We start from the raw sequence: 21,504 nt of genomic DNA on the forward strand, positions 1-21,504 counted from the left end.
ACGAATCACCGGTCCGTGCCGAGCATCGCGTCCGTGGTTAAATCGCTCGAAGGCGTTGAGAAGCAGCGTCGTCACCACTTGGAGGACATCCGTCATGGCACTCCCGCCGCTGACACCGGAGCAACGCTCTGCCGCGCTGGAGAAGGCGGCTCAGGCCCGTCGCGAACGGGCGTCCGTCAAGAACCGCCTCAAGTACGCACAGGGTGACCTCGGTGAGGTCATCACCGAAGGGAAGTCCAACGACGTGATCGGCAAGATGCGCGTGTCCGCGCTCCTCGAGTCGATGCCCGGCGTCGGTCGGGTCAAGGCCAAGGCGCTCATGGAGGAGATCGGCATCAGCGAGAGCCGTCGCGTCCGCGGCCTCGGCCAGAACCAGATCTCCGCGCTCCTCACCCGCTTCTCCAAGGCGTGAGCTCACCCTCCAGGCTCACCGTGCTCGCCGGGCCCACCGCCGTGGGCAAGGGAACCGTCGCCGCCCACGTCCGCGAGCACCACCCCGACGTCTGGCTGTCGGTCTCCGCGACGACGCGCAAGCCCCGTCCCACCGAGGTCGACGGGGTGCACTACCACTTCGTGAGCAACGAGGAGTTCGGTCGCATGGTCGACCACGACGACCTCCTCGAGTTCGCGACCGTGCACGGCCGCGCCCAGTACGGCACGCCGCGCGGCCCGGTCGAGGCCGCGCTCGCCGAGGGTCGCCCGGCCCTGCTCGAGATCGACCTCCAGGGTGCGCGCCAGGTGCGCGAGACGATGCCGGACGCGCTCTTCGTATTCCTTGCCCCACCGAGCTGGGACGAGCTGGTCCGCCGGCTCGTCGGCCGGGGGACCGAGACCGCGGAGGAGCGGGAGGTCCGGCTCACCACCGCCAGGGCCGAGCTCGCCGCGGCCGAGGAGTTCGACGTGACCATCGTCAACGACGACGTTCGGCGGGCCGCCGACGAACTCGTATCATTGATGCGCACCCCCCACCAGACGAAACGAGACTGATTCCGTGTCAGGCACCAAGGCCAACCCCATCGGCATCACCAACCCGCCGATCGACGAGCTGCTCCAGCACGCCGACTCCAAGTACTCCCTCGTCCTCTACTCGGCCAAGCGCGCGCGCCAGATCAACGCCTACTACGCGCAGCTGCAGGAGGGCCTCCTCGAGTACGTCGGCCCCCTCGTCGACTCCGAGGTCCACGAGAAGCCGCTGTCCATCGCGCTGCGCGAGATCAACGGCAACATGCTCACCTCAGAGAAGATCGAGGACTGAGCCACCCGTGCGCGTCGTCCTCGGTGTGGCGGGCGGCATCGCGGCATACAAGGCCTGTTCGCTGCTCCGCCTGCTCTCCGAGGCGGGGCACGACGTCACGGTCGTGCCGACGGCAGCGGCGCTGAAGTTCGTCGGGGCTCCCACGTGGGCTGCCCTGTCGGGCAAGCCGGTGAGCACCGACGTCTGGACCGACGTCCACGAGGTGCCCCACGTGCGGCTCGGCCAGGAGGCCGACCTTGTCGTCGTCGCACCGGCGACCGCCGACCTGCTCGCCAAGGCCGCGACCGGTCAGGCCGACGACCTGCTCACCAACGTCCTCCTCACGGCGCGCTGCCCGGTCGTGCTCGCCCCGGCGATGCACACCGAGATGTGGGACCACCCGGCCACCCAGGCCAACGTCAGCACGCTCACCGAGCGCGGCGTTCACGTCGTCCCGCCCGCGAGCGGCCGGCTCACCGGCAAGGACACCGGTCCCGGACGGCTTCCCGAGCCCGAGGACCTGTATGCCGTGTGCGAGCGTGAGCTCGCCCGCTCGGCCTCCGCTGCCCGCACCTCCACCGCCCCTGCGTCTGCGGATCCGGTGGCTAGAGCCACCACATCCGCAGACGCTGCCGTGCGTCGTGGGGACCTCGCCGGGCGGCGCGTGGTCGTCACCGCCGGCGGCACCCGCGAGCCGCTGGACCCCGTGCGCTTCCTCGGCAACCGAAGCTCGGGCAAGCAGGGCCTTGCCCTCGCCGCCGCAGGGGTGGCCCGCGGAGCCGACGTCACGCTCGTGACCTCCGCCCCGGCGGACCTGCCCGGCGTCGACGTCGTGACCATCGAGACCGCCCTCCAGCTCCGCGACGCCGTCGTCGCCGCGACCGCCGACGCCGATGCGGTGGTCATGGCGGCCGCCGTCGCCGACTTCCGGCCGTCGAGCTATGCGAGCACCAAGATCAAGAAGCACCACGAGACCGGTGCCGACGGCTCGTCCGACGAGTCCGCGCCGAGCATCACGCTGGTGCGCAACCCCGACATCCTCGCCGACCTCGTCAGGAGCCGTGTCGGGTCGGCCAGGCCGGTCATCGTCGGGTTCGCCGCCGAGACCGGCGACGAGTCCGGCTCGGTGCTCGACCACGGCCGCGCCAAGCTCGAGCGCAAGGGCTGTGACGTCCTCGTCGTCAACGAGGTCGGCGAGGACAAGACGTTCGGCGCCGACGACAACACCGTGACGATCCTGCGTCGTGGCAGCGACGAGGGCATCGAGGTCGGCCCGGCGAGCAAGTCGGTGGTCGCCGACGCCGTCTGGGACGTCGTCTCCAGCCTGCTCTGACACCGCCCCGGCCCGTCACCACACACCGACTTCTTGCGACTTCGCAGAGTTGTGAGCGCCAGCGAGTGACTCTGCGAAGTCGCAACACGTCGAGGCTCTGACACGGGTGGGTCCCGCTGTGGGCGGGGCCGATCGTGCATACCCGGGCAGGACTCGACCCCGGGACGTGGTGTCCCGGGGTCGAGGGGCTGTCTGTGCCCCGGCGCCGTGGCGCCGGAGGCGGTGCTACTTCCGCTTGCCGGAACCCTTGCGGCCCGATCCGGCCTTCTCGACCTCGCGCTCGGCGTCAGCCTGCTGCTCGGCGTCGGCAGTCGCGGCCTCATCGGCCGCCTCCGTGTCGTTCGTCGCGGCGTCGTTCGTCGCGGCGTCGTTCGTCGCGGCATCGTCCGCCACGGCCTCGGTGTCGTTCGTCGCGGCGTCGTCGGCCGCCTCGGCGCCCATCTGGTCCGTCGTCGAGTCAGCCTGGGGTGCGTCACCCTCGGGCTCGACGGTCTCCGCGGTCTCGGTGTCCACGGGGGTCTCGTCAGCCGGTGCCTCACCGAAGCCCGCCTGGCCGAGGGCCGACGCGCCGCCGAGGGTGGCGAGCATGTTGCGGACATTACTCAGCTGGGCAGTGATGCTGTCGCGGCGGGCCGTGGCGGCGGCCAGCTCGCGCTCGGAGTCGCGCTTGATCCGGTCGGCCTGCTCCCGGGCCGAGGTCACCACGGCGGAGGCCTCGGCCTTGGCCTGGTCGAGGATGGAGACGGCCTCGGCCTCGTGCGACCGGCGCTTCTCCTCGGCCTCACGGGTCAGCGTCTCGGCCCGCTCCTCGAGCTCGGCGATCCGCGCCTCGTGGGTGCTCTCCGCGGTCATGAACTCCTCGGCAGCGCGGCCCCGGCGCTCCTGGAGCGTGCTCTCGAAGTCCGCAGCGGCTGCGGCGGCGCGGGCGCGCTGGCTCTCGAAGTAGGCCTCGGCCTCCTCGCGGCGGGCGGACGCCTCGCGCCCGGCGTCCTCGATCATCGACGAGGACTCGAGCTTGGCGGTGCCGATGGTCTCGGACGCCGCGACGTCGGCGCGCTGGCGCACCTCCTCCGCGTAGCGGTCGGCCTCGGCCCGCACCGTGGCCGCCGACTCCTCGACGAGACGGCGGTGCTCGGCGGCGTCGTTGGTCGCGGACTCGCGGATCGAGGCCGCTTCCTCGTCGGCGAGCGTGAGCATGGCCCCGATCCGCTCGCCGAGGTTGGCGAACGTGGGGGAGGAGGACTGCGCGCTGCGCGCCTCGAGCTCGGCGACAAGCGCCTTCTGCTCCGCCAGGGCCTCGGCGAGGGCGGCGTTGTCCTGGGTGACCTTGGTCAGCTCCACGGTGACCTGGGCGACCTCCTGGCGGGCGGAGTCGACGGTGTTGGCGATGGTCGCGAGGTGGCGGTCGACCTCGGTGGGGTCGTAGCCACGGAAGATCGTCGGGAACTGGGGCGTGCTCATGACTGCTCCTGGTGCGGGGTGGGGGGCGGGGACAGGTTCGGTTCGCCGACGGCGAGGGCGTCGATGACGCCGCTGAGGTCGGCCAGCTGGGCGGTGATGGCGTCGCGCCGGGCGGCGAGCGTGGCGACCTCGTCGCGGGCCCGCTCGACGCCGGCCTCGGCCTCGGCGCGGATCGCGTCGGAGCGCGACTGGGCTTCGGACGTGATGCGAAGGACTTCGGCTCGGGCCGCCCGGTGCTGCTCGTGCGCCTCGCGCTGGAAGCGCTCGACGTCGTCGGCGGCGCTGCGCCGCACGAGCTGGGCGCCCCGCTCGGCCTCGGCGAGCCGTCGTTCGGCACGGGCCTCGGCCTCGGCGGCCTTCTCCTGGGCCGTCCGGGTCAGCCGCTCGGCCTCGCGGCGGGCGTCCTCGAGGGTGCGCGCGGCGTCGGCCCGAGCCTCGTCGAGGACCGACGTCGCCTGGGCACGCAGGTTCGCCGACTCGGCTTCGGCCTCGGAGGTGAGGTCGGCCGCCCGCGCCGCGGCACTGCCTGTGAAGGTGGCGATCCGGTCCCGGTGCTGGCGCGCCCGCTCGGACAGTGCGCGGTGCTGGTCACGACGCTGCGCCATGGTCTCGCGCTCGGCGGTGCCGACGATGTCGCGGACGGTCGCCTGTGCCCACGCGAGGTGCGCCTCCGTGGAACGGATGAGCTCGTCGGCCTCGGCCCGCGAGCGCTCGAGGTGCTCCGCGGCCTCGCGCCGGGCCGTGACGAGGACGGACTCGCGCTCCTCGCCGGCGGTGCGGGCCACCTGCTCGGCCTCGGACCGCAGGGCGTCGGCGGCGCGCTCGGCCTCGAGACGGTGCCCGACGGCATACGACTCCGCCTCGTCGCGAAGGCGCTGGGAGTCCTCCTCGGCACGGGTGCGCAGCCCCACGACCTCCTGCTCGGCCGCGGCCCGCTGGAGCGTCCACTCCTCGCGGGCGACGGCGATCTCGCCTTCGGCCCGCTCGACACGGAGTCGGGCGGTCTCCTCGGCGGCGGCCACGATGGACGCGGCGCGGGTCTCGGCGGCCGCGACGAGGGCGGCGGCGTCCTCCTCGGCGACGGCCAGCGCCTCGTCGGCCGTCTTGGAGGACCGGGCCCGGACGAGCGAGGCCTGGTCGGTGGCATCGGCGAGGAGCGCGTTGGCCTCATCCCGCGCCGCGTCGAGGACCGCGGTGGCCTCGGCCCGGGCCCGCTCGAGCGAGGACGTCACGCCCTCGAGCTCGGAGAGCGCGTCGGCCGTGCGGGCCCTCACCTGCGCGGCGTCACGGCGCGCCTCGGCGACCTCGCGCAGCGAGTCGGACCGGACCTCTTCGGCGAGGCGCTGGGCCCGCGCCAACAGGTCGAGGGGGTCGTTCACGCCGCACATCATGCACCACCTCCACCCGGCGCGCTGGTCCGGACGAGCGCCCCCGCACGGGGCCGGCTGCCCAAGGGACGGCTGCCGCCGTCCACCATGCGTCGGAGGGGTTAGATTTGGTTCCCCGCTGCCGCAGGCGCGGATGACCGACCTGATCCCGTACGAAAGAGAGCCCCGGGTGGCTGCACGCCTGTTCACGTCCGAGTCCGTCACCGAGGGGCATCCCGACAAGATCTGTGACCAGATCTCGGACTCGATCCTCGACGCCATGCTCGAGCAGGACCCTCGGGCGCGTGTCGCCGTCGAGACGATGGTGACGACCGGGCTCGTCCACGTCGCGGGTGAGGTCACGACCGAGGCCTATGTCGAGATCCCCAAGATCGTGCGCGACACGGTGCTCGGCATCGGATACGACAGCTCGACCAAGGGCTTCGACGGTGCCTCGTGCGGCGTCGAGGTCTCGATCGGCCAGCAGAGCCCGGACATCGCACAGGGCGTCGACACGGCCTACGAGAACCGCACGGGCGGCGTGGACCCGCTCGACAAGCAGGGTGCCGGCGACCAGGGCCTGATGTTCGGCTACGCCTGCGACGACACGGCCGACCTCATGCCGCTGCCGATCTTCCTCGCCCACCGCCTCGCCGAGCGCCTCACGGCGGTCCGCAAGGGTGAGGACGTCGCCTACCTCCGCCCGGACGGCAAGACCCAGGTGACGATCAGCTACGAGGGCGACAAGGCGGTCAAGCTCGACACGGTCGTCCTGTCGACCCAGCACGCCGAGGGCATCTCGCTCGACGGCCTGCTCAGCCCCGACATCGAGAAGCACGTCATCGGCCCGGTGCTCGCCGAGCTCGCCGAGACGGGGACCGAGCTCGACACGTCGAACTACCGCTCGCTCATCAACCCGACCGGGACGTTCGTCATCGGTGGCCCCATGGGTGACGCCGGCCTCACCGGTCGCAAGATCATCGTCGACACCTACGGCGGCATGGCCCGGCACGGTGGTGGCGCCTTCTCCGGCAAGGACCCGTCGAAGGTCGACCGCTCCGCCGCCTACGCCACCCGATGGGTCGCCAAGAACGTCGTCGCCGCGGGTCTGGCACGCCGCTGCGAGGTCCAGGTCGCCTACGCCATCGGCAAGGCCCAGCCGGTCGGCATATACGTCGAGACCTTCGGCACCGAGACCGTGGCCGCGGACAAGATCCAGAGTGCCATCCTCTCGGTGTTCGACCTGCGTCCGGCGGCGATCCTCGACGCGCTCGACCTGCTCCGCCCGATCTACAAGCCCACCGCTGCCTACGGCCACTTCGGCCGCACCACGGCCGAGGGCGTGCAGGACCCGTTCACCTGGGAGCGCACCGACCGCGTCGAGGACCTCCAGCGCGCGGTCAAGGGCTGACCCCTGAGCACGACGACGACGGGCCCGCTGCTCCTCGCGCACGACGACGAGGGCACCGGGCCCGCCGTCGTCCTCATCCACTCGGGCATCACCGACCGGGGCATGTGGGCGCCGGTCCTGCCCGCGCTCGCCGCGTCGCACCGCGTCGTCGCCCCCGACCTGCGCGGGTTCGGCGAGTCGCCGCAGCCGGGTGAGGACTACGCCGACGCCGACGACGTCGCGCACCTCCTCGACGCCCTCGGCATCGACCGGGCCGCCGTCGTGGGCTCCTCCTACGGTGGCCGGATCGCCCTCGAGCTGGCGGCCCGGCACCCCGAGCGGGTCGCGTCGCTCGTCCTGCTCAACGCGGCCTACCGCGGGCTCGAGGTGACCGACCCGGACGTCCTGGCCTTCGGGGAGCGCGAGGACGAGCTGCTGGAGGCGGGCGACGTGGCAGGCGCCACCGCGCTCAACGTCGACTTCTGGCTCCTGCCCGAGGTGCCCGAGGCGGTGCGTGCCGACGTGGCCCGCATGCAGCGCCGGGCCTTCGAGGTGCAGCTCGCCGCCGACGAGCAGGACCCGCCGCCGCGGGCGGAGCGAATCGACGTCGACGCGGCGGCCATCGGCGTGCCCACCCTCGTCGTCTCCGGCGACCGCGATGTGGCCCACCACCGCGACATCGCACGACTCCTCGCCCGCGAGATCCCGGGGGCCGAGCTCGTCGAGCTCGACTGGGCGGGGCACCTGCCGTCGGTCGAGCGCCCCGACGAGATGGCCGCGCTCATCCTCGACCGACTCGACCGGCTCGACCGACTCGGCCGCTGACCTGTCCGCGCGGTCGTCTAGTTTCGGGGGATGACCGAGTCGGGTGAGGGCACACAGCTGGCGCTGATCGAGCCCTCGGCGCGCTCGCGGCCCCGCCCCAAGTCCGGTGGCGAGCTGCTCGCCGACACCGACCCGGTCGCGTCCGTCCTCGTCGACACCGGCCTGGCGCACCTCGACCGCCCGTTCGAGTACCTCGTGCCGGCCTCGATGGCCGACGACGTCGTGCCCGGCGTGCGGGTCAAGGTGCGCTTCGCCGGGCAGGACCTCGACGGCTTCGTGCTGTCCCGCGCCGCCGAGGCCGAGCACGAGGGACGACTTGCGACCCTGCGCCGCCTCGTTTCGCCCGAGGCGGTCCTCACTCCCACGGTGCTCGAGGCCGCGCGCGCCGTCGCCCGCCGCTATGGCGGTGTCGTCGGCGACGTGCTCCGCCTCGCCGTGCCCCCGCGCCACGCGGCCGCCGAGAAGGCCCTGCCCGTGGAGGGCCCGGTCTGCGACGCCCCCGCGGAGGTCGAGTCGGTCGCCTGGAGCCGGTATGCCGGCGGGCCGGCCTTCCTCTCGCACCTCACCTCGGGAGGGGCACCCGCCGCGTCGCTGCTCGCGGCCCCGAGCGTCGACCCGGCGCAGGACTGGCCCCGCCTCCTCGCCGACGCGGCCGCCGCCGCGCTCGCCGGTGGCCGCGGCAGCATCCTCGTCGTCCCGGACGGCCGCGACGTGGCCCGGGTCGAGGCAGCACTCACCGAGCGGCTCGGCAAGGGTCACCACGTCCGGCTCACCGCCGACCAAGGACCGCAGGCGCGCTACACGGCATACCTCAAGGTGCTGCGCGGGCACGCTCAGGTCGTCGTGGGGTCGCGCGCGGCGGCGTTCGCCCCGGTGCGCGACCTCGGGCTGGTCGCGTGGTGGGACGACGGCGACGACCTGCACGACGAGCCGCGCGCGCCCTACCCCCAGGTCCGCGAGGTGGCGCGCATCCGTGCGGCCGCCGAGGGGGCCGCCCTGCTCAGCGCCGGGTTCACGCGCACCGTCGCGCTCTCGCAGTGGTGCACCGACGGTGTCGTCGTCCCGCTCGAGGCCGACCGCTCCCTCCTGCGTCGCGTCGTGGCGCGCGTGCGCATCGCCGGTGAGGGGTCCGACCTCGCCCGCGACCCCGCCGCCGCCCGGGCACACCTGCCGTCCTCCGCATGGCAGGCGGCCAAGGAGGCCCTGACGCGGGGACCGGTGCTCGTGCAGGTGCCGCGGCGCGGCTACCTTCCCTCGCTGTCGTGCCAGGACTGCCGACGGCCTGCCCGGTGCCGCGTCTGTTCGGGTCCGCTGGGGCTGCGCGGTCCCGACTCGCCCCCCACCTGCCGCTGGTGTGGAGCCGTCGAGACGCGGTTCGAGTGCCAGAACTGTGGGTCGCCCCGGCTGCGGTCCTCGGTGGTCGGGGCCCGGCGCACGGCCGAGGAGCTCGGCCGCGCCTTCCCGGGCGTCCCGCTCGCCACCTCGGGAGCCGGCAACGTCGTGGACGCTGTCGACGCCAAGCCCCGCCTCGTCATCTCGACGCCCGGTGCGGAGCCGGTCGCGGACGGTGGCTACGCCGCATGCCTCCTGCTCGACGCGTGGGCGCTGCTCGACCGGCCCTCGCTCGATGCCGCCGAGGAGTCGCTGCGCCGGTGGATGGGTGCGGTGGCGCTGACCCGCGGCGCCGCCGACGGCGGCGTGGTGGTGCTCGCCGGCGCACCCACCCACACGACCGTGCCCGCCGTCGAGGCCCTCGTGCGCTGGGACCCCGCGTGGTTCTCCGAGCGCGAGCTGACCGAGCGCCGCGAGCTCTCCCTGCCGCCCACGACGCGCGTCGCGACCCTCACAGGGGCGCGGGCCGCCCTGAGATCCGCGGTCGACGAGATGCGGCTGGGGGAGTCGGTGCAGGTGCTCGGACCGCTCCCGGTCGACCAGGACACCGAGCGGCTCGTCCTCAGCGCGTCGCTCGCGGACGGCCCGGCCCTGGCCGCCGAGGTCGCGGCCATGAGGGCCCGCAGGTCGGCCCGCAAGGAGACGTCACCGCTCACGGCACGGCTCGACCCACGCGACCCCGCAACCTGAGCACACCCCTGGTTCCTCGGGAGGGGCGAGCCGAGGCCCGGGGGCGGTTCGTAGACTGGCCCGCGTGACGAGCGAGCGCAGGCAGACCCGATGAGGCTGGTCTTCGCCGGCACCCCCGAGACCGCGGTGCCCTCGCTGGAGGCGCTGCTCGACTCCGGCCACGAGGTGGTCGCGGTGCTCACCCGGCCCGACGCCCGCGCGGGCCGCGGCCGCACCCTGCACCCGTCACCGGTCAAGGCCGTGGCGCTCGAACGCGGCATCGAGGTGCTCACGCCCGCCTCGCCGCGCGACCCCGAGTTCCAGGCGCGGCTGCGCGAGCTGGAGCCCGACGCCTGCCCGGTCGTGGCCTACGGCGCGCTGCTTCCGCGCGAGGTCCTGGACATCCCGGCCCACGGCTGGGTCAACCTGCACTTCTCGGTTCTGCCCGCCTGGCGTGGTGCGGCACCGGTGCAGCGCGCGATCATGGCGGGCGACGAGACCACCGGTGCGACGACGTTCGTCATCGAGGAAGGCCTCGACACCGGTCCGGTGCTCGGCCTCATGACCGAGACGATCCGCCCCGACGACACGTCCGGAACCCTGCTCGACCGGCTCGCGCGCGCCGGCGCGGGGCTCCTCGTCGCGACGATGGACGGTCTCGCCTCGGGTGACCTCACCGCAGTGCCCCAGCCGGCCGAGGGCGTCTCGCACGCCGCCAAGCTCACGACGGCCGACGCCGAGGTCGTGTGGACCAAGCCTGCGTATGCCGTGAGTCGCCAGGTGCGCGGCTGCACCCCCGCGCCCGGCGCGTGGACGACCTTCCGCGGCGACCGCCTCGGCGTGGGCCCGGTGGCGCTCGCCCCCGCCGACGAGGTCGCCGGTGACGGGGGCGCGCAGGCGCTCGCCCCCGGGGAGATCCGTGCCACGAAGCGCGCGGTCCACGTGGGCACCGCGTCCGGCGCGGTGACGCTCGGTGAGGTACGCCCGCAGGGCAAGAAGCCGATGGCGGCCGCCGACTGGGCCCGTGGCGTCCGGATCGACGTGGGCGAGGCGTTCTCCGCCGCCACTACGCTGTCCTGATGCCCGCACCCGACTCGCCCCGCCAGCCCCGCCGACCCCAGGGCGGCGGCCGCGGTGGTGGCGGTGGTCAGGGCGGCTCACGTGGTGGCCAGCGCGGCGCCCAGCGCTCGCGCCAGCGTCCCAGTGACCGGGCCAAGCACGCCGAGCCGGCACGGTTCGCGGCCTACACCCTGCTGCGTGCGGTGGCCGACGGCGCCTACGCCAACCTCGAGTTCCCCTCGATCCTGCGCCGCCACCGACTCGACGCCCGGGACGCGGCGTTCGCGACCGAGCTGGCCTTCGGGACGCTGCGGATGCAGGGCTTCTACGACGCCGTCATCGTGCAGGCCGCAGGTCGCCCGGCCGCGAAGATCGACGCAGGAGTGCTCGACGTCCTGCGGCTCGGCGCCCACCAACTCCTCGGGATGCGCGTCCCCTCGCACGCCGCCGCAGACCAGACGGTGGGTCTGGCGCGCACGGTCAGCGGTGCCGGGGCGAGCGGCTTCGTCAACGCTGTGATGCGCCGGGTCAGCGAGCGCACCCGCGAGGAGTGGGTGGCCCTCGTCGTGCCCGAGGGCGGGTCCACGGCGGCGCTCGCGACGGAGTACTCCCACCCCGAGTGGGTCGTGAGCGCCCTGCGCGGCGCGCTGCTCGGCCACGGGCGGGCCACGGCCGAGACCGTCGACGGTGAGCTGCGCACGTTGCTCGAGAGCGACAACACGCCGGCCAAGGTCAGCCTCGTCGCCCGCCCGGGTCTGGCCACCGTCGACGAGCTCGTCGAGGCCGGTGCGACGGCGAGCGCGACCTCGCCCTACGGAGCCGTCCTCGACTCCGGTGACCCCGGCGCCATCGCCGCGATCCGTGAGCGCCGCGCCGCCGTGCAGGACGAGGGTTCGCAGCTGCTCGCGGTCGCCCTCGCCACGGCCCCGGTGACCGCCGAGGTGCCCGAGCGCTGGCTCGACCTGTGCGCCGGGCCGGGTGGCAAGAGCGGGGTGCTCGGCGCCCTCGCGCTCGAGGCCGAGGCCGACCTCGTCGCCGTCGAGGTGAGCGAGCACCGTGCCCAGCTCGTCCGCACCACGCTCGAGCCGATCACGGCCAGGGCGTCCGCGACCGGACGGCGGGTCGAGGTGCGCACCGCGGACGGCCGCGAGATCGGCGAGGCCGAGCCCGCGGCATACGGACGGGTCCTGGTCGATGCGCCGTGCACCGGCCTCGGCGCGCTGCGCCGCCGACCGGAGGCGCGCTGGCGCCGACAGCCCGCTGACCTCGCCCAGCTCGGGCCGCTGCAGCGCGACCTCCTGCGCAGCGCGCTCGACGCGGTGGCTCCCGGCGGTCTCGTCGGCTATGCGACATGCAGCCCACACCCCGCGGAGACGACGTTCGTCGTCCGCGACGTCCTCAAGAAGCGCGACGACATCGAGGTCGTCGACGCCCGCGACCTCTTCCGGGACGCCGCGGGTGCAGTGCTGCACGACCTCGGCGACGGTCCCGAGGTCCAGCTGTGGCCGCACGTGCACGGCACCGACGCGATGTTCTTCACGCTCCTGCGCAAGAAGGCCTGAGCCCCCGGTCGGGGTCGCACGCACCTCGCTAGGGTGAGCGCCGTGCAGATCTCACCGTCGATCCTCTCCGCCGACTTCGCCAACCTCCAGTCCGAGCTCGACGCGATCTCGAACGCCGACTGGGCCCATGTCGACGTCATGGACAACCACTTCGTGCCCAACCTCACGCTCGGGCTGCCGATCGTCGAGTCGCTGCTCAAGGTGTCGCCGATCCCGCTCGACTGCCACCTCATGATCGAGGACCCCGACCGCTGGGCCCCGGCCTACGCCGAGGCCGGGGCGCAGTCGGTGACCTTCCACGTCGAGGCGGCGCGGGACCCGCGAACGCTGGCGAGGACCCTGCGTGACGCCGGTGCTCGGGCCGGCATGGCGATCAAGCCCGGGACGCAGTGGGCGCCCTACGAGGAGCTGCTGCCCGAGCTCGACATGGTGCTCGTCATGACGGTCGAGCCCGGCTTCGGTGGGCAGTCGTTCATGGCCGACCAGATGCCCAAGGTGGCGCAGGTGCGCGAGGCGGTCCGCCGACACGGCGGTGAGGTGTGGATCCAGGTCGATGGGGGAGTGTCGGCCAAGACCATCGAGCAGTGCGCCGAGGCCGGGGCCAACGTGTTCGTCGCCGGGTCCGCCGTCTACGGCGCGGAGTCGGCCGCGGCCGCGGTCGACGAGCTGCGTTCTCTCGCAACGGCGCACGCCCACTCGTGATGGGCGAACGCGTGCTCGAGTCGCTCGCGCCCGGCGAGGTGCTGCGCGGACGTGAGGTCGTGGGGGAGGAGGTCTCCGGGGTGTCGTGGGAGAGCGCCGAGGTGCTCGACTGCGTCTTCGAGGAGTGCACGTTCACGAGCTGCAACCTGTCGATGACGGTGCTCACCGACACCCGCTTCGTCGACTGCACGTTCGTCGGCTGCAAGCTGCTCGCGGTGAACTGGACCGCCACTGGCGCCGGCTCGATGCTCGCGCAGCCGCTCCGGTTCGAGAGGTGCCGCCTGGACGGCACGACCTTCGCCGGCCTGGACCTGGGCGGGTTCGTCTTCCGCGACTGCCAGCTCACCGACGTCGACCTCAGCGAGTGCGACCTGCGCCGCGCCGACCTCGGCGGGTCCGACCTCTCGGGTGCCCGCTTCTCGCGGGCCGACCTGCGCGACGCCGACCTCCGGGGCACCCGCGGGCTCGCCCTCGACCCCCGCGACACCCGGCTCAAGGGGGCGCGGATCGACCTCGACGCGGCCCCGGGCCTGCTCGAGGTCTTCGGCGTCGTCATCACCTGATCCACCCGGGCCCGGCGTGGGCGAGGTCACGGCGGACGGGAGTTCGGCGCGAGGGGGCGGCTGCGGCATACTGGAAGGGACGTGCTCCGGGGTCGGTGCAATTCCGAACCGGCGGTGACAGTCCGCGACCCGACCGCAGCCAGCGGCCGGTTGACTGGGTGGAACTCCCAGACCGACGGTGAGAGTCCGGATGGTAGGCAGCACGTGACAGCGAGGCCCCTCAGGGGTCGCGCCGTCCGACGTCACGCTGTGACCCGTCGGCGGCGCTCCGTCGCCCGCACGTCCCCCGGAGCTCGACCGAACGGTCTCGAGCACGAGGGCAGGACGCATGCAGGAGCGGAGCACGACGGACACGCAGTGGATGCTGCGCGCCCTCGGCGTCGCCGCTCACGGACCTGAGGCCGACCCCAACCCCCGGGTCGGGTGCGTCCTCGTGGGCGCCGACGGCAGCCTCGTCGCGGAGGGCTGGCACCGCGGTGCGGGGACACCCCACGCGGAGCCCGCCGCGCTCGAGGCGGCGGGCGACCGCGCACGGGGAGCGACGGCATACGTCACGCTCGAGCCGTGTCACCACACGGGCCGCACGGGTCCCTGCTCGCACGCGCTCGCCGCTGCGGGCGTGGCGCGAGTCGTGTATGCCGTGAGCGACCCGAACGCGTCGGCCGCCGGTGGTGCCGCGTGGCTGGCCGACCACGGCATCGCGACCGAGGGCGGACTCCTGGAGGCGGACGCCATCGCCCTCAACCGCACGTGGCTGCACCGCACCCGCACGGGACGTCCGTGGGTCACGTGGAAGCTCGCGACGACGCTCGACGGCCGCAGCGCCGCCGCCGACGGCACAAGCATGTGGATCACCGGTCCGGAGGCGCGCCAGGACGTGCACGAGCACCGGGCGCGCTGCGGGGCGATCGTCGTCGGCACGGGCACGGCGCTCGCCGACGACCCCCGACTCACCGCCCGACACCCCGACGGCAGCCTCCACGCCACCCAGCCCCTGCGGGTCGTCATGGGACAGCGCGACCTGCCCGCGACGGCCCACGTCCTCGACGACTCCGCCGAGACCGTGCACCTGCGCACCCGGTCGCCGCGCGAGGTGCTCACCCACCTGTCCGACCGCGGGATCCACCACGTGTGGCTCGAGGGCGGGCCGACCGTCGCCGCGGCCTTCATGGCCGACGGGCTCGTCGACGAGATCGTCGCCTACGTCGCCCCCGTCCTGCTCGGTCGCGGGCGGCAGTCGGTGAGCGACCTCGGCATCACGACCATCGACGACGCGTTGCGTCTCGAGCCCACCGACACGCGGATGATCGGCCACGACGTCCGCATCACCGCCACCCTCCAGGAGGCCCGCTGATGTTCACCGGAATCGTCGAGGAGCTCGGCCGGGTCGACCGCATCGACCTCGCCGAGGAGTCCGCCCGGCTCACGCTGCGCGGCCCGCTCGTCACGAGCGACGCCGTCCACGGGGCGTCGATCGCCGTCAACGGGGTGTGTCTCACCGTCGTCGACCACGACGTCGAGGAGGGCTGGTTCACCGTCGACGTCATGGCGGAGACGTTGTCCCGCACTGGTCTCGGCGCGCTGGGCCCGCAGAGCCCGGTCAACCTCGAGCGGGCGATGGCGGCCTCGGCCCGCTTCGGCGGACACATCGTCCAGGGCCATGTCGACGGCACCGCCACCGTGCTCGAGCGTGTCCCCGGGGACCGGTGGGAGGTCGTGACCTTCACGCTGCCGCCTGCCCTCGCGCGCTACGTCGTCGACAAGGGCTCGATCACCGTCGACGGTGTGAGTCTCACGGTCTCGGCCGTCACCGACGACACCTTCAGCGTCTCGCTCATCCCGACCACCCTCGAGCTCACGACCCTCGGCCACCGTGCCGTCGGGGACACCGTCAACCTCGAGGTCGACGTCCTCGCGAAGTACGTCGAGCGACTGCTCTCCACCTCTCCCGCGCACCGCGCCACCCCTGACCGCACGACTGAGAACACCACGACCACGGAGGTCCCCGCATGAACTGGCTCGAGCGCCTCTTCGAGGCCCAGCTGACGATCGGCAGCTCGCACATCCTGTGGCGCGAGGTCGTCGGCAACGCCTTCGGGTTCGCCTCCGCGATCGGTGGCATGCGGCGTCGCGTCTGGGCCTGGCCGGTCGGCATCATCGGCAACGCCCTGCTCTTCACCGTCTTCTTCGGCGTCGCCTTCTCCAACCCGCAGCACCAGACGCTCTATGGCCAGGCCGGGCGCCAGGTGTTCTTCATCCTCACGAGCGTCTACGGCTGGTGGCGCTGGCAGGAGCACCGCAAGGCACGCGGCGCCGACTCGCCGGCGATCACGCCGCGCTGGGCCACGGTCCGGGAGCGGACGGCATACGTCGGGGTGTGGGCCGCAGGCCTCGTCATCGGGCAATGGGTCTTCGCGACGATCGGCGCGGGCTGGCCGGCGCCGCGCTGGTACTTCTGGTGCGATGCGTGGATCTTCGTCGGCTCGATGCTCGCGACCTATGCGATGGCCCGCGGCTGGAACGACTTCTGGCTCATGTGGATCGCCGTCGACCTCGTCGGGGTCCCGCTGCTGTGGCACTCGAAGTTCTATCCCTCCGCGGTCCTGTATGCCGTCTACGGCGCGTTGGTCCTCTACGGCTTCACCGTGTGGCTCAAGGCCTCCCGCGTGGAGGCCGACCCCGACCGGGAGCTCACCGAGGCCGTGCGATGACTGGCCTGTCGACGGTCGAGGAGGCCCTCGCGGCCCTGCGCGCCGGCCGACCGGTGCTCGTCACGGACGACGAGGACCGCGAGAACGAGGGCGACGTCGTCCTCGCCGCCCAGACGCTCACCGACGAGTGGATGGCGTGGACGATCCGGCACTCGTCGGGCTACGTCTGCGCCCCCATGACCGACGCCGTGGCCGACCGGCTCGACCTCCCGCTCATGGTGAGGGACAACGCGGACCGGTTGCGGACGGCATACACGGTCACGGTGGACGCGGCCGTGGGCGTGACGACGGGGATCAGCGCGGCCGACCGCGCGCACACGGTGCGGCTCCTCTCGGACCCGGGCACCACCGCGGCCGACCTCGTGCGCCCGGGCCACGTCGTGCCGCTGAGGGCCCGTGACGGGGGAGTGCTCACCCGTCGCGGCCACACCGAGGCGGCCGTCGACCTGTGCCGTCTCGCCGGTCTCGAGCCCGTCGGTGCGATCGCCGAGCTGACCCACGACGACGGCACGATGATGCGGCTGCCCGCCGTGCTCGACCTCGGCGCCGATCACGACCTGCCGGTCATCACGATCGAGCAGCTCGTCGCGCACCGCCAGCGGCACGACCGCGTCCGGCGCCACGCGACGTCGACGCTGCCCACCCCCGACGGCACGTTCACCATCCACGCCTACCGCGACACCCTCACCGGCGACGAGCACCTGGCCCTCGTGAGCCCTCTCGGTCTGGGCGACGGACCGGTGCTCGCGCGGCTGCACAGCGAGTGCCTCACCGGCGACGTCTTCGGCTCCGCCCGCTGCGACTGCGGCCCCCAGCTGCGTCGCGCCCAGGCGCGTGTGGCGAGGGAGGGTGGTGTCGTCGTCTACCTGCGCGGCCACGAGGGCCGTGGCGTGGGGCTGGCCGACAAGATCGCCGCGTATGCCGTGCAGGACACCGGGATCGACACCGTCGCCGCGCAGGAGGAACTCGGCCTGCCGGTCGACGCCCGCGACTACGCCGCGGCGACGGCGATCCTGCACGACCTCGGCATCGACGCGGTGCGCCTGCTCACCAACAACCCCGACAAGGTGGCCTCGGTCCGGTCCGCCGGCATCGACGTCGCCACCGTCGAGCGGCTCCAGGTCGCGCCGGTCCCGACGAACGCGGCCTACCTGCGCACCAAGCGCGACCGGCTCGGCCACGACCTCGTCCTCGACACCCACGACGCCACGGAGGCGAGCGCATGAAGGCCGGAGCACCCGAGGTCCAGGTCGACGGGACCGGTCTGCGCGTCGCCGTCATCGCTGCCTCGTGGCATGACGTCGTCATGGACGGGCTCATCGACGGTGCGGTGCGGGCCCTGGCCGGTGCCGGGCTCCCGGACGTGCCGGTGGTGCGCGTGCCCGGCACGGTCGAGCTGTCCGTCGCCGCCGCTCGCCTCGCCCCGACCCACGACGCGCTCGTCGCGCTCGGGGTCGTCATCCGCGGCGGGACCCCGCACTTCGAGTACGTCTGCAGCGGCGTCACCCACGGCCTCACCGACGTGAGCACCCGCACCGGCGTGCCGGTCGGGTTCGGCGTCCTCACCTGCGACACCGAGGAGCAGGCGCTCGACCGCGCCGGCCTGCCCGGGTCCGGCGAGGACAAGGGCGCCGAGGCCGCCCTCGCCGCTGTCGCCACGGCGGTCGCACTCAGGGGTCTCGCTCCGCGTCCGTTGTCCGGGGCATGAGTCGCCCCCTCGTACGATTGTCCCCGTGAAGACCTTCGACGCGCTGTTCGCCGAGCTCACCGACAAGGCCGCGACCCGACCCGAGGGCTCGGGGACCGTCGCCCAGCTCGACGCCGGCGTGCATGCCATCGGCAAGAAGATCGTCGAGGAGGCCGCCGAGGTGTGGATGGCCGCCGAGCACGAGAGCGACGAGCGCGCCGCCGAGGAGATCTCGCAGCTGCTCTACCACCTGCAGGTCCTCATGGTCGCCAAGGGCCTGACCCTCGACGACGTCTACACCCACCTCTGAGACACGAGCCCCCCATGCTGCGCATTGCCGTCCCCAACAAGGGTTCCCTCGCCGAGCCCGCCGCCGAGATGCTGCGGGAGGCGGGCTACCGCACCCGTCGCGACTCCAAGGAGCTCGTCGTCACCGACGAGGCCAACGGCGTCGAGCTCTTCTACCTCCGCCCGCGTGACATCGCGGTCTACGTCGGCTCCGGCACCGTCGACTGCGGCATCACCGGCCGCGACCTGCTGCTCGACTCGGGCAGTGCCGCCACCGAGGTCATGGCCCTCGGCTTCGGCGGTTCGACCTTCCGGTATGCCGGCCGCCCCGGTTCCGTGTCGACGCTCGCCGACATCGCGGGTCGCCGGGTGGCCACGAGCTACCAGGGTCTCGTCGAGAAGCACCTTGCCGACCACGGCGTCCAGGCCGAGGTCGTGCGCCTCGACGGCGCCGTCGAGACCGCGATCACCCTCGGGGTGGCCGATGTCATCGCCGACGTCGTCGAGACCGGCGCGACGCTGCGCAGCCAGGGCCTCGAGGTCTTCGGTGACCCGATCCTGCGCAGCGAGGCCGTGCTCATCCGCCGTGACGGCAGCGACCAGGACTCCGGCATCGCCGTGCTGCGGCGCCGGATGCTCGGCGTCGTGACCGCCCGCCACTACGTCATGCTCGACTACGACGTCCCCGCCGCCCTCGTCGACGAGGCGTGCGCGATCACCCCCGGCCTCGAGTCACCGACCGTCTCCAGCCTGCAGAACCCCGAGTGGAAGGCCGTACGCGCCATGGTCCCGCGCTCGGGCACCAACCAGGTGATGGACCGGCTCTGGGAGATGGGCGCTCGCGCCATCCTCGTCACCGACATCGCCGCGTGCCGCCTGTGAGCGAGGTCCTGCCCCACGGCCCGTTCCGCTCGCGGCGCGGGCGCATCATGGCGACGGTCATGGCCGTCGTCTCGGTCGTGTTGTTCGTGGCGCTGGCGCTGCTCGTGGCGGGGCCGGACGCGACCGGGGGCTGGGTCGTCGCCGACCGGATCATGATGGCCGTCATCGGCATCGGGCTCGCCCTCGTGCTGTGGCGGTGGGCGGCCATCAAGGCGGTGCCGGACGACGCCGGGCTCACCGTGCAGAACCTCGTCGGGCGTCGCCACATCCGGTGGGAGCAGATCGACGACGTGACGTTCGACGAGGGTGACCCGTGGGTCAGCCTGCACCTCACCGACACCGAGACGGTCCCGGTGATGGCGATCCAGCGCGCCGACGGTGCCGACGCCCGGGCCGAGGCGCACCGGCTCGCCGACCTCGTCGCCGCCTCTCGTGACCACTCCTGACCACACGCCTGATCACACCCGAGGACCCGGGCCGCCACGAGATCGGGCAGACGGCACCCTCTCGCGCTCGGATCGTGCAGGCTCCCCGATCTCGACGCCGCCTCCTGGGTGACTGGCCGCCTCCTGGGTGACTGGCCGCCTCCCGGGGACGGGGACGTCAGGGGACCTGGGGTCGGTCCGGCCTGAGGAGGATGGCCGCGCCGAGCTGGACGAACATCAGCGACGCGAGCACGAGCCAGATCGTCGAGTAGCTCCCGGACAGGTCGCGCACCGCGCCCATCGTCGTCGGCCCCATCGACGCGACGGTGTAGGACACGAGGAAGGCCATCGCGGTGAACCGGGCAGCGGCGGCGGGCGACACGGCATACCGGACGAGCAGGACGAGCCCGATCGCGAAGGACGCTCCCTGGGCCACGCCGAGGAGCAGCGCCCAGACCCACGGCGCGGCGTCGGGCGCGAGCCACACGCCGGCCTGCCCGGCGAGACCGCACAGCGCGGCGCCGACGAGCGGCACCCGCCAGTCGCCCACCCGGTCGGTGATCGCGGGCCCCACGAGGCCCGACACGAACTGCGCACCGGTGAACACCGAGAGCAGCAGCCCGGCGTCCTGCGCCTCCCAGCCGTGCCCGACGTAGGTGGGGGAGAGCCAGGCGAGCGTGGAGTAGAACTCCCACGACTGCACCGCGAGGAACCCGGCGAGCATCCACGCGGTCCGGCTCCGCCAAGGCAACCGGTGGCTGGAGTCCGGCGGGTGCTGGTCGTGGTCGCCGCCACGGTGGACGGCCCGGTCGACGGGCAGCCACAGCACGACTCCGGCGACGGCGACCAGACCCCAGAAGCCGAGCGCGACGTCCCAGTCACCGAGCGCGCCGGCCAGCGGCACGGACACGGCCGCGGCGACGGCGGCCCCACCCATCATCGCGAACATCTGCAGACCCGTCGCGAGCCCGGCACGACCGGGCGGGAACGACGCCTTGACCATGCCCGGCAGCAGCGTGCCCGCCAGCGCGATGCCCGCGCCGGCGCAGAGGGTGCCGAGGTAGAGGGCGGCGACCTCGTGGCCGAACCCGCGTGCGAGGTTGCCCACGGCGATCGCGACCATCGCCAGCGAGATGCACCGGGCCACGCCGAGCCGCAGCCCGAGCCGGGCCGACGGCGGTGCGAGCAGCCCCATGCAGAGCACCGGCAGCGTCGTGAGCACGCCGAGCCAGACCGAGCTCAGCCCGAGGTCCTCACGGATGCGCGGAAGCAGCGGCGGCAACGACGTCATGAGGGTCCGCATGCTCAGTGACACCGCGACGACGCCGAGGACGACGAGCCAGAGCGGGGGACCGTCTGCCGGACGCGCCTCGTCGGCGGCGGCAGCGGAGGAACCCGTGTCGAGCGTCAGGTCGGCGGCAGCGCGACCGGGCGAGACGGCATACAGCTGGCGTTCCTGGTCGGCCCACTCGTCCCAGTGCGCCTCGAACACCGCACCGTCGCGGGAGATCGCGCGGGACCACCGCTGGTCGGTGGGGGCTTCGACCCACACCCGGGCGGACGCCGAGTCGCCGGCGATCGCGAACGCCCCCACGCCCTCGAGGACGACGAGATCGCTCCGGGGCACGTCGGCGGCGGCACCGGGCTCGTCGACGTCCCAGTCCCACGTCGGGTGGCTCGCGGGCCGACCCGTGGACCAGGCGTCGACGAGCGAGGCGCGGGCGAGGTCGACCGTGGACAGCAGACCCGTCCAGCCCTGGTGCATGTCGTCGACGTGGAGGACGAGCGCGCCGAGCGCATCGCCGAGGTCACCGCCCAACGTGGTCTTGCCCGAGCCGCTCGGTCCGTCGACGGCGACGATCGTGACGTCCCCGGCCCTCGGGCCCCGCTCCGACAGGAGCCGGCGGACATCTCCCACGAGCCCTGCCACGTCGGTCACTGCGTCCACTGCCAC

General features: G+C 73.4%; 22 protein-coding genes and 1 riboswitch. Of the genes, 19 read left to right on the top strand and 3 right to left on the bottom strand.

Going from position 1 to position 21,504, the window contains the following annotated elements; genetic code table 11:
• Positions 1–94: 94 nt before the first annotated feature.
• From mihF to ACSQ11_RS13565, 4 genes are read left to right on the top strand one after another with little or no spacing between them, the layout of a single operon-like run.
• Positions 95–412 carry an integration host factor, actinobacterial type gene (gene mihF / locus ACSQ11_RS13550; RefSeq protein WP_436006230.1) on the top strand — a complete coding sequence of 106 codons (318 nt, stop codon included), beginning with the start codon at positions 95–97 and terminating at the stop codon, positions 410–412.
• Positions 409–987, top strand: coding sequence for a guanylate kinase (gene gmk, locus ACSQ11_RS13555; protein ID WP_436006232.1), 579 nt, complete (start codon positions 409–411; stop codon positions 985–987). The genes mihF and gmk overlap by 4 nt, the downstream gene beginning before the upstream one ends.
• A 4-nt stretch (positions 988–991) precedes the next feature.
• Positions 992–1,255, top strand: coding sequence for a DNA-directed RNA polymerase subunit omega (gene rpoZ / locus ACSQ11_RS13560; RefSeq protein WP_035947719.1), 264 nt, complete (start codon positions 992–994; stop codon positions 1,253–1,255).
• A 7-nt stretch (positions 1,256–1,262) separates the two neighbouring features.
• Positions 1,263–2,567, top strand: a complete 1,305-nt coding sequence (locus ACSQ11_RS13565; RefSeq protein ID WP_436006234.1) for a bifunctional phosphopantothenoylcysteine decarboxylase/phosphopantothenate synthase — start codon at positions 1,263–1,265, stop codon at positions 2,565–2,567.
• 225 nt (positions 2,568–2,792) lie between these two features.
• Here ACSQ11_RS13565 and ACSQ11_RS13570 read toward each other — a convergent pair whose 3' ends face one another.
• On the bottom strand, positions 2,793–4,028 hold the full coding sequence (locus ACSQ11_RS13570; RefSeq protein ID WP_436006236.1) for a DivIVA domain-containing protein: 1,236 nt from the start codon (positions 4,026–4,028) through the stop codon (positions 2,793–2,795).
• Positions 4,025–5,407, bottom strand: a complete 1,383-nt coding sequence (locus ACSQ11_RS13575) for a hypothetical protein (protein ID WP_436006238.1) — start codon at positions 5,405–5,407, stop codon at positions 4,025–4,027. Before ACSQ11_RS13575 ends, ACSQ11_RS13570 begins: the two co-directional genes overlap by 4 nt.
• A gap of 178 nt (positions 5,408–5,585) precedes the next feature.
• Between ACSQ11_RS13575 and metK the strand changes: the two genes are divergently transcribed.
• The 15 genes from metK (at position 5,586) to ACSQ11_RS13650 (ending at position 19,571) form a co-directional block, all read left to right on the top strand.
• On the top strand, positions 5,586–6,806 hold the full coding sequence (metK, locus tag ACSQ11_RS13580) for a methionine adenosyltransferase (RefSeq protein WP_436006240.1): 1,221 nt from the start codon (positions 5,586–5,588) through the stop codon (positions 6,804–6,806).
• A gap of 27 nt (positions 6,807–6,833) precedes the next feature.
• Positions 6,834–7,610: an alpha/beta fold hydrolase gene (locus tag ACSQ11_RS13585; protein ID WP_436006790.1), complete on the top strand. Its 777-nt coding sequence runs from the start codon at positions 6,834–6,836 to the stop codon at positions 7,608–7,610.
• A 30-nt stretch (positions 7,611–7,640) separates the two neighbouring features.
• On the top strand, positions 7,641–9,692 hold the full coding sequence (locus ACSQ11_RS13590) for a primosomal protein N' (protein WP_436006242.1): 2,052 nt from the start codon (positions 7,641–7,643) through the stop codon (positions 9,690–9,692).
• Positions 9,693–9,782: 90 nt separating this feature from the next.
• Positions 9,783–10,751 carry a methionyl-tRNA formyltransferase gene (fmt, locus tag ACSQ11_RS13595; protein WP_436006244.1) on the top strand — a complete coding sequence of 323 codons (969 nt, stop codon included), beginning with the start codon at positions 9,783–9,785 and terminating at the stop codon, positions 10,749–10,751.
• A complete protein-coding gene (locus ACSQ11_RS13600) occupies positions 10,751–12,292 on the top strand; it encodes an RsmB/NOP family class I SAM-dependent RNA methyltransferase (RefSeq protein ID WP_436006246.1) in 1,542 nt (513 codons plus the stop codon). The genes fmt and ACSQ11_RS13600 overlap by 1 nt, the downstream gene beginning before the upstream one ends.
• Before the next feature lie 42 nt (positions 12,293–12,334).
• A complete protein-coding gene (gene rpe / locus ACSQ11_RS13605) occupies positions 12,335–12,994 on the top strand; it encodes a ribulose-phosphate 3-epimerase (protein WP_436006248.1) in 660 nt (219 codons plus the stop codon).
• 11 nt (positions 12,995–13,005) lie between these two features.
• Entirely contained in the window at positions 13,006–13,557 is a 552-nt protein-coding gene (locus ACSQ11_RS13610) for a pentapeptide repeat-containing protein (protein ID WP_436006250.1), read from the top strand.
• Between the two features lie 77 nt (positions 13,558–13,634).
• A riboswitch (FMN riboswitch) is annotated at positions 13,635–13,765 on the top strand.
• 120 nt (positions 13,766–13,885) lie between these two features.
• The gene (ribD, locus tag ACSQ11_RS13615; RefSeq protein ID WP_436006252.1) at positions 13,886–14,911 is read left to right on the top strand and encodes a bifunctional diaminohydroxyphosphoribosylaminopyrimidine deaminase/5-amino-6-(5-phosphoribosylamino)uracil reductase RibD; all 1,026 of its coding nucleotides are present in this window, start codon (positions 13,886–13,888) and stop codon (positions 14,909–14,911) included.
• Complete coding sequence (locus tag ACSQ11_RS13620) at positions 14,911–15,570, top strand: riboflavin synthase (protein ID WP_436006254.1); 660 nt, start codon at positions 14,911–14,913, stop codon at positions 15,568–15,570. The genes ribD and ACSQ11_RS13620 overlap by 1 nt, the downstream gene beginning before the upstream one ends.
• Positions 15,567–16,268 carry a nicotinamide riboside transporter PnuC gene (pnuC, locus tag ACSQ11_RS13625; protein ID WP_436006256.1) on the top strand — a complete coding sequence of 234 codons (702 nt, stop codon included), beginning with the start codon at positions 15,567–15,569 and terminating at the stop codon, positions 16,266–16,268. The genes ACSQ11_RS13620 and pnuC overlap by 4 nt, the downstream gene beginning before the upstream one ends.
• Entirely contained in the window at positions 16,265–17,494 is a 1,230-nt protein-coding gene (ribB, locus tag ACSQ11_RS13630; protein ID WP_436006258.1) for a 3,4-dihydroxy-2-butanone-4-phosphate synthase, read from the top strand. The genes pnuC and ribB overlap by 4 nt, the downstream gene beginning before the upstream one ends.
• The gene (gene ribH, locus ACSQ11_RS13635; RefSeq protein ID WP_436006260.1) at positions 17,491–17,976 is read left to right on the top strand and encodes a 6,7-dimethyl-8-ribityllumazine synthase; all 486 of its coding nucleotides are present in this window, start codon (positions 17,491–17,493) and stop codon (positions 17,974–17,976) included. Before ribB ends, ribH begins: the two co-directional genes overlap by 4 nt.
• A gap of 25 nt (positions 17,977–18,001) precedes the next feature.
• Entirely contained in the window at positions 18,002–18,265 is a 264-nt protein-coding gene (locus ACSQ11_RS13640; protein ID WP_147065431.1) for a phosphoribosyl-ATP diphosphatase, read from the top strand.
• A gap of 14 nt (positions 18,266–18,279) precedes the next feature.
• Positions 18,280–19,125 (top strand): ATP phosphoribosyltransferase, encoded by an 846-nt coding sequence (gene hisG / locus ACSQ11_RS13645; RefSeq protein WP_436006263.1) that lies wholly within the window; start codon positions 18,280–18,282, stop codon positions 19,123–19,125.
• Positions 19,122–19,571, top strand: coding sequence for a PH domain-containing protein (locus ACSQ11_RS13650; protein ID WP_436006265.1), 450 nt, complete (start codon positions 19,122–19,124; stop codon positions 19,569–19,571). The genes hisG and ACSQ11_RS13650 overlap by 4 nt, the downstream gene beginning before the upstream one ends.
• A 157-nt stretch (positions 19,572–19,728) precedes the next feature.
• On the opposite strand, the gene ACSQ11_RS13655 is transcribed toward ACSQ11_RS13650, so the two are convergent.
• Positions 19,729–21,504, bottom strand: a complete 1,776-nt coding sequence (locus ACSQ11_RS13655) for an MFS transporter (protein ID WP_436006267.1) — start codon at positions 21,502–21,504, stop codon at positions 19,729–19,731.

This window comes from Knoellia sp. LjRoot47 (assembly GCF_964253435.1).
Lineage (GTDB): Bacteria > Actinomycetota > Actinomycetes > Actinomycetales > Dermatophilaceae > Knoellia.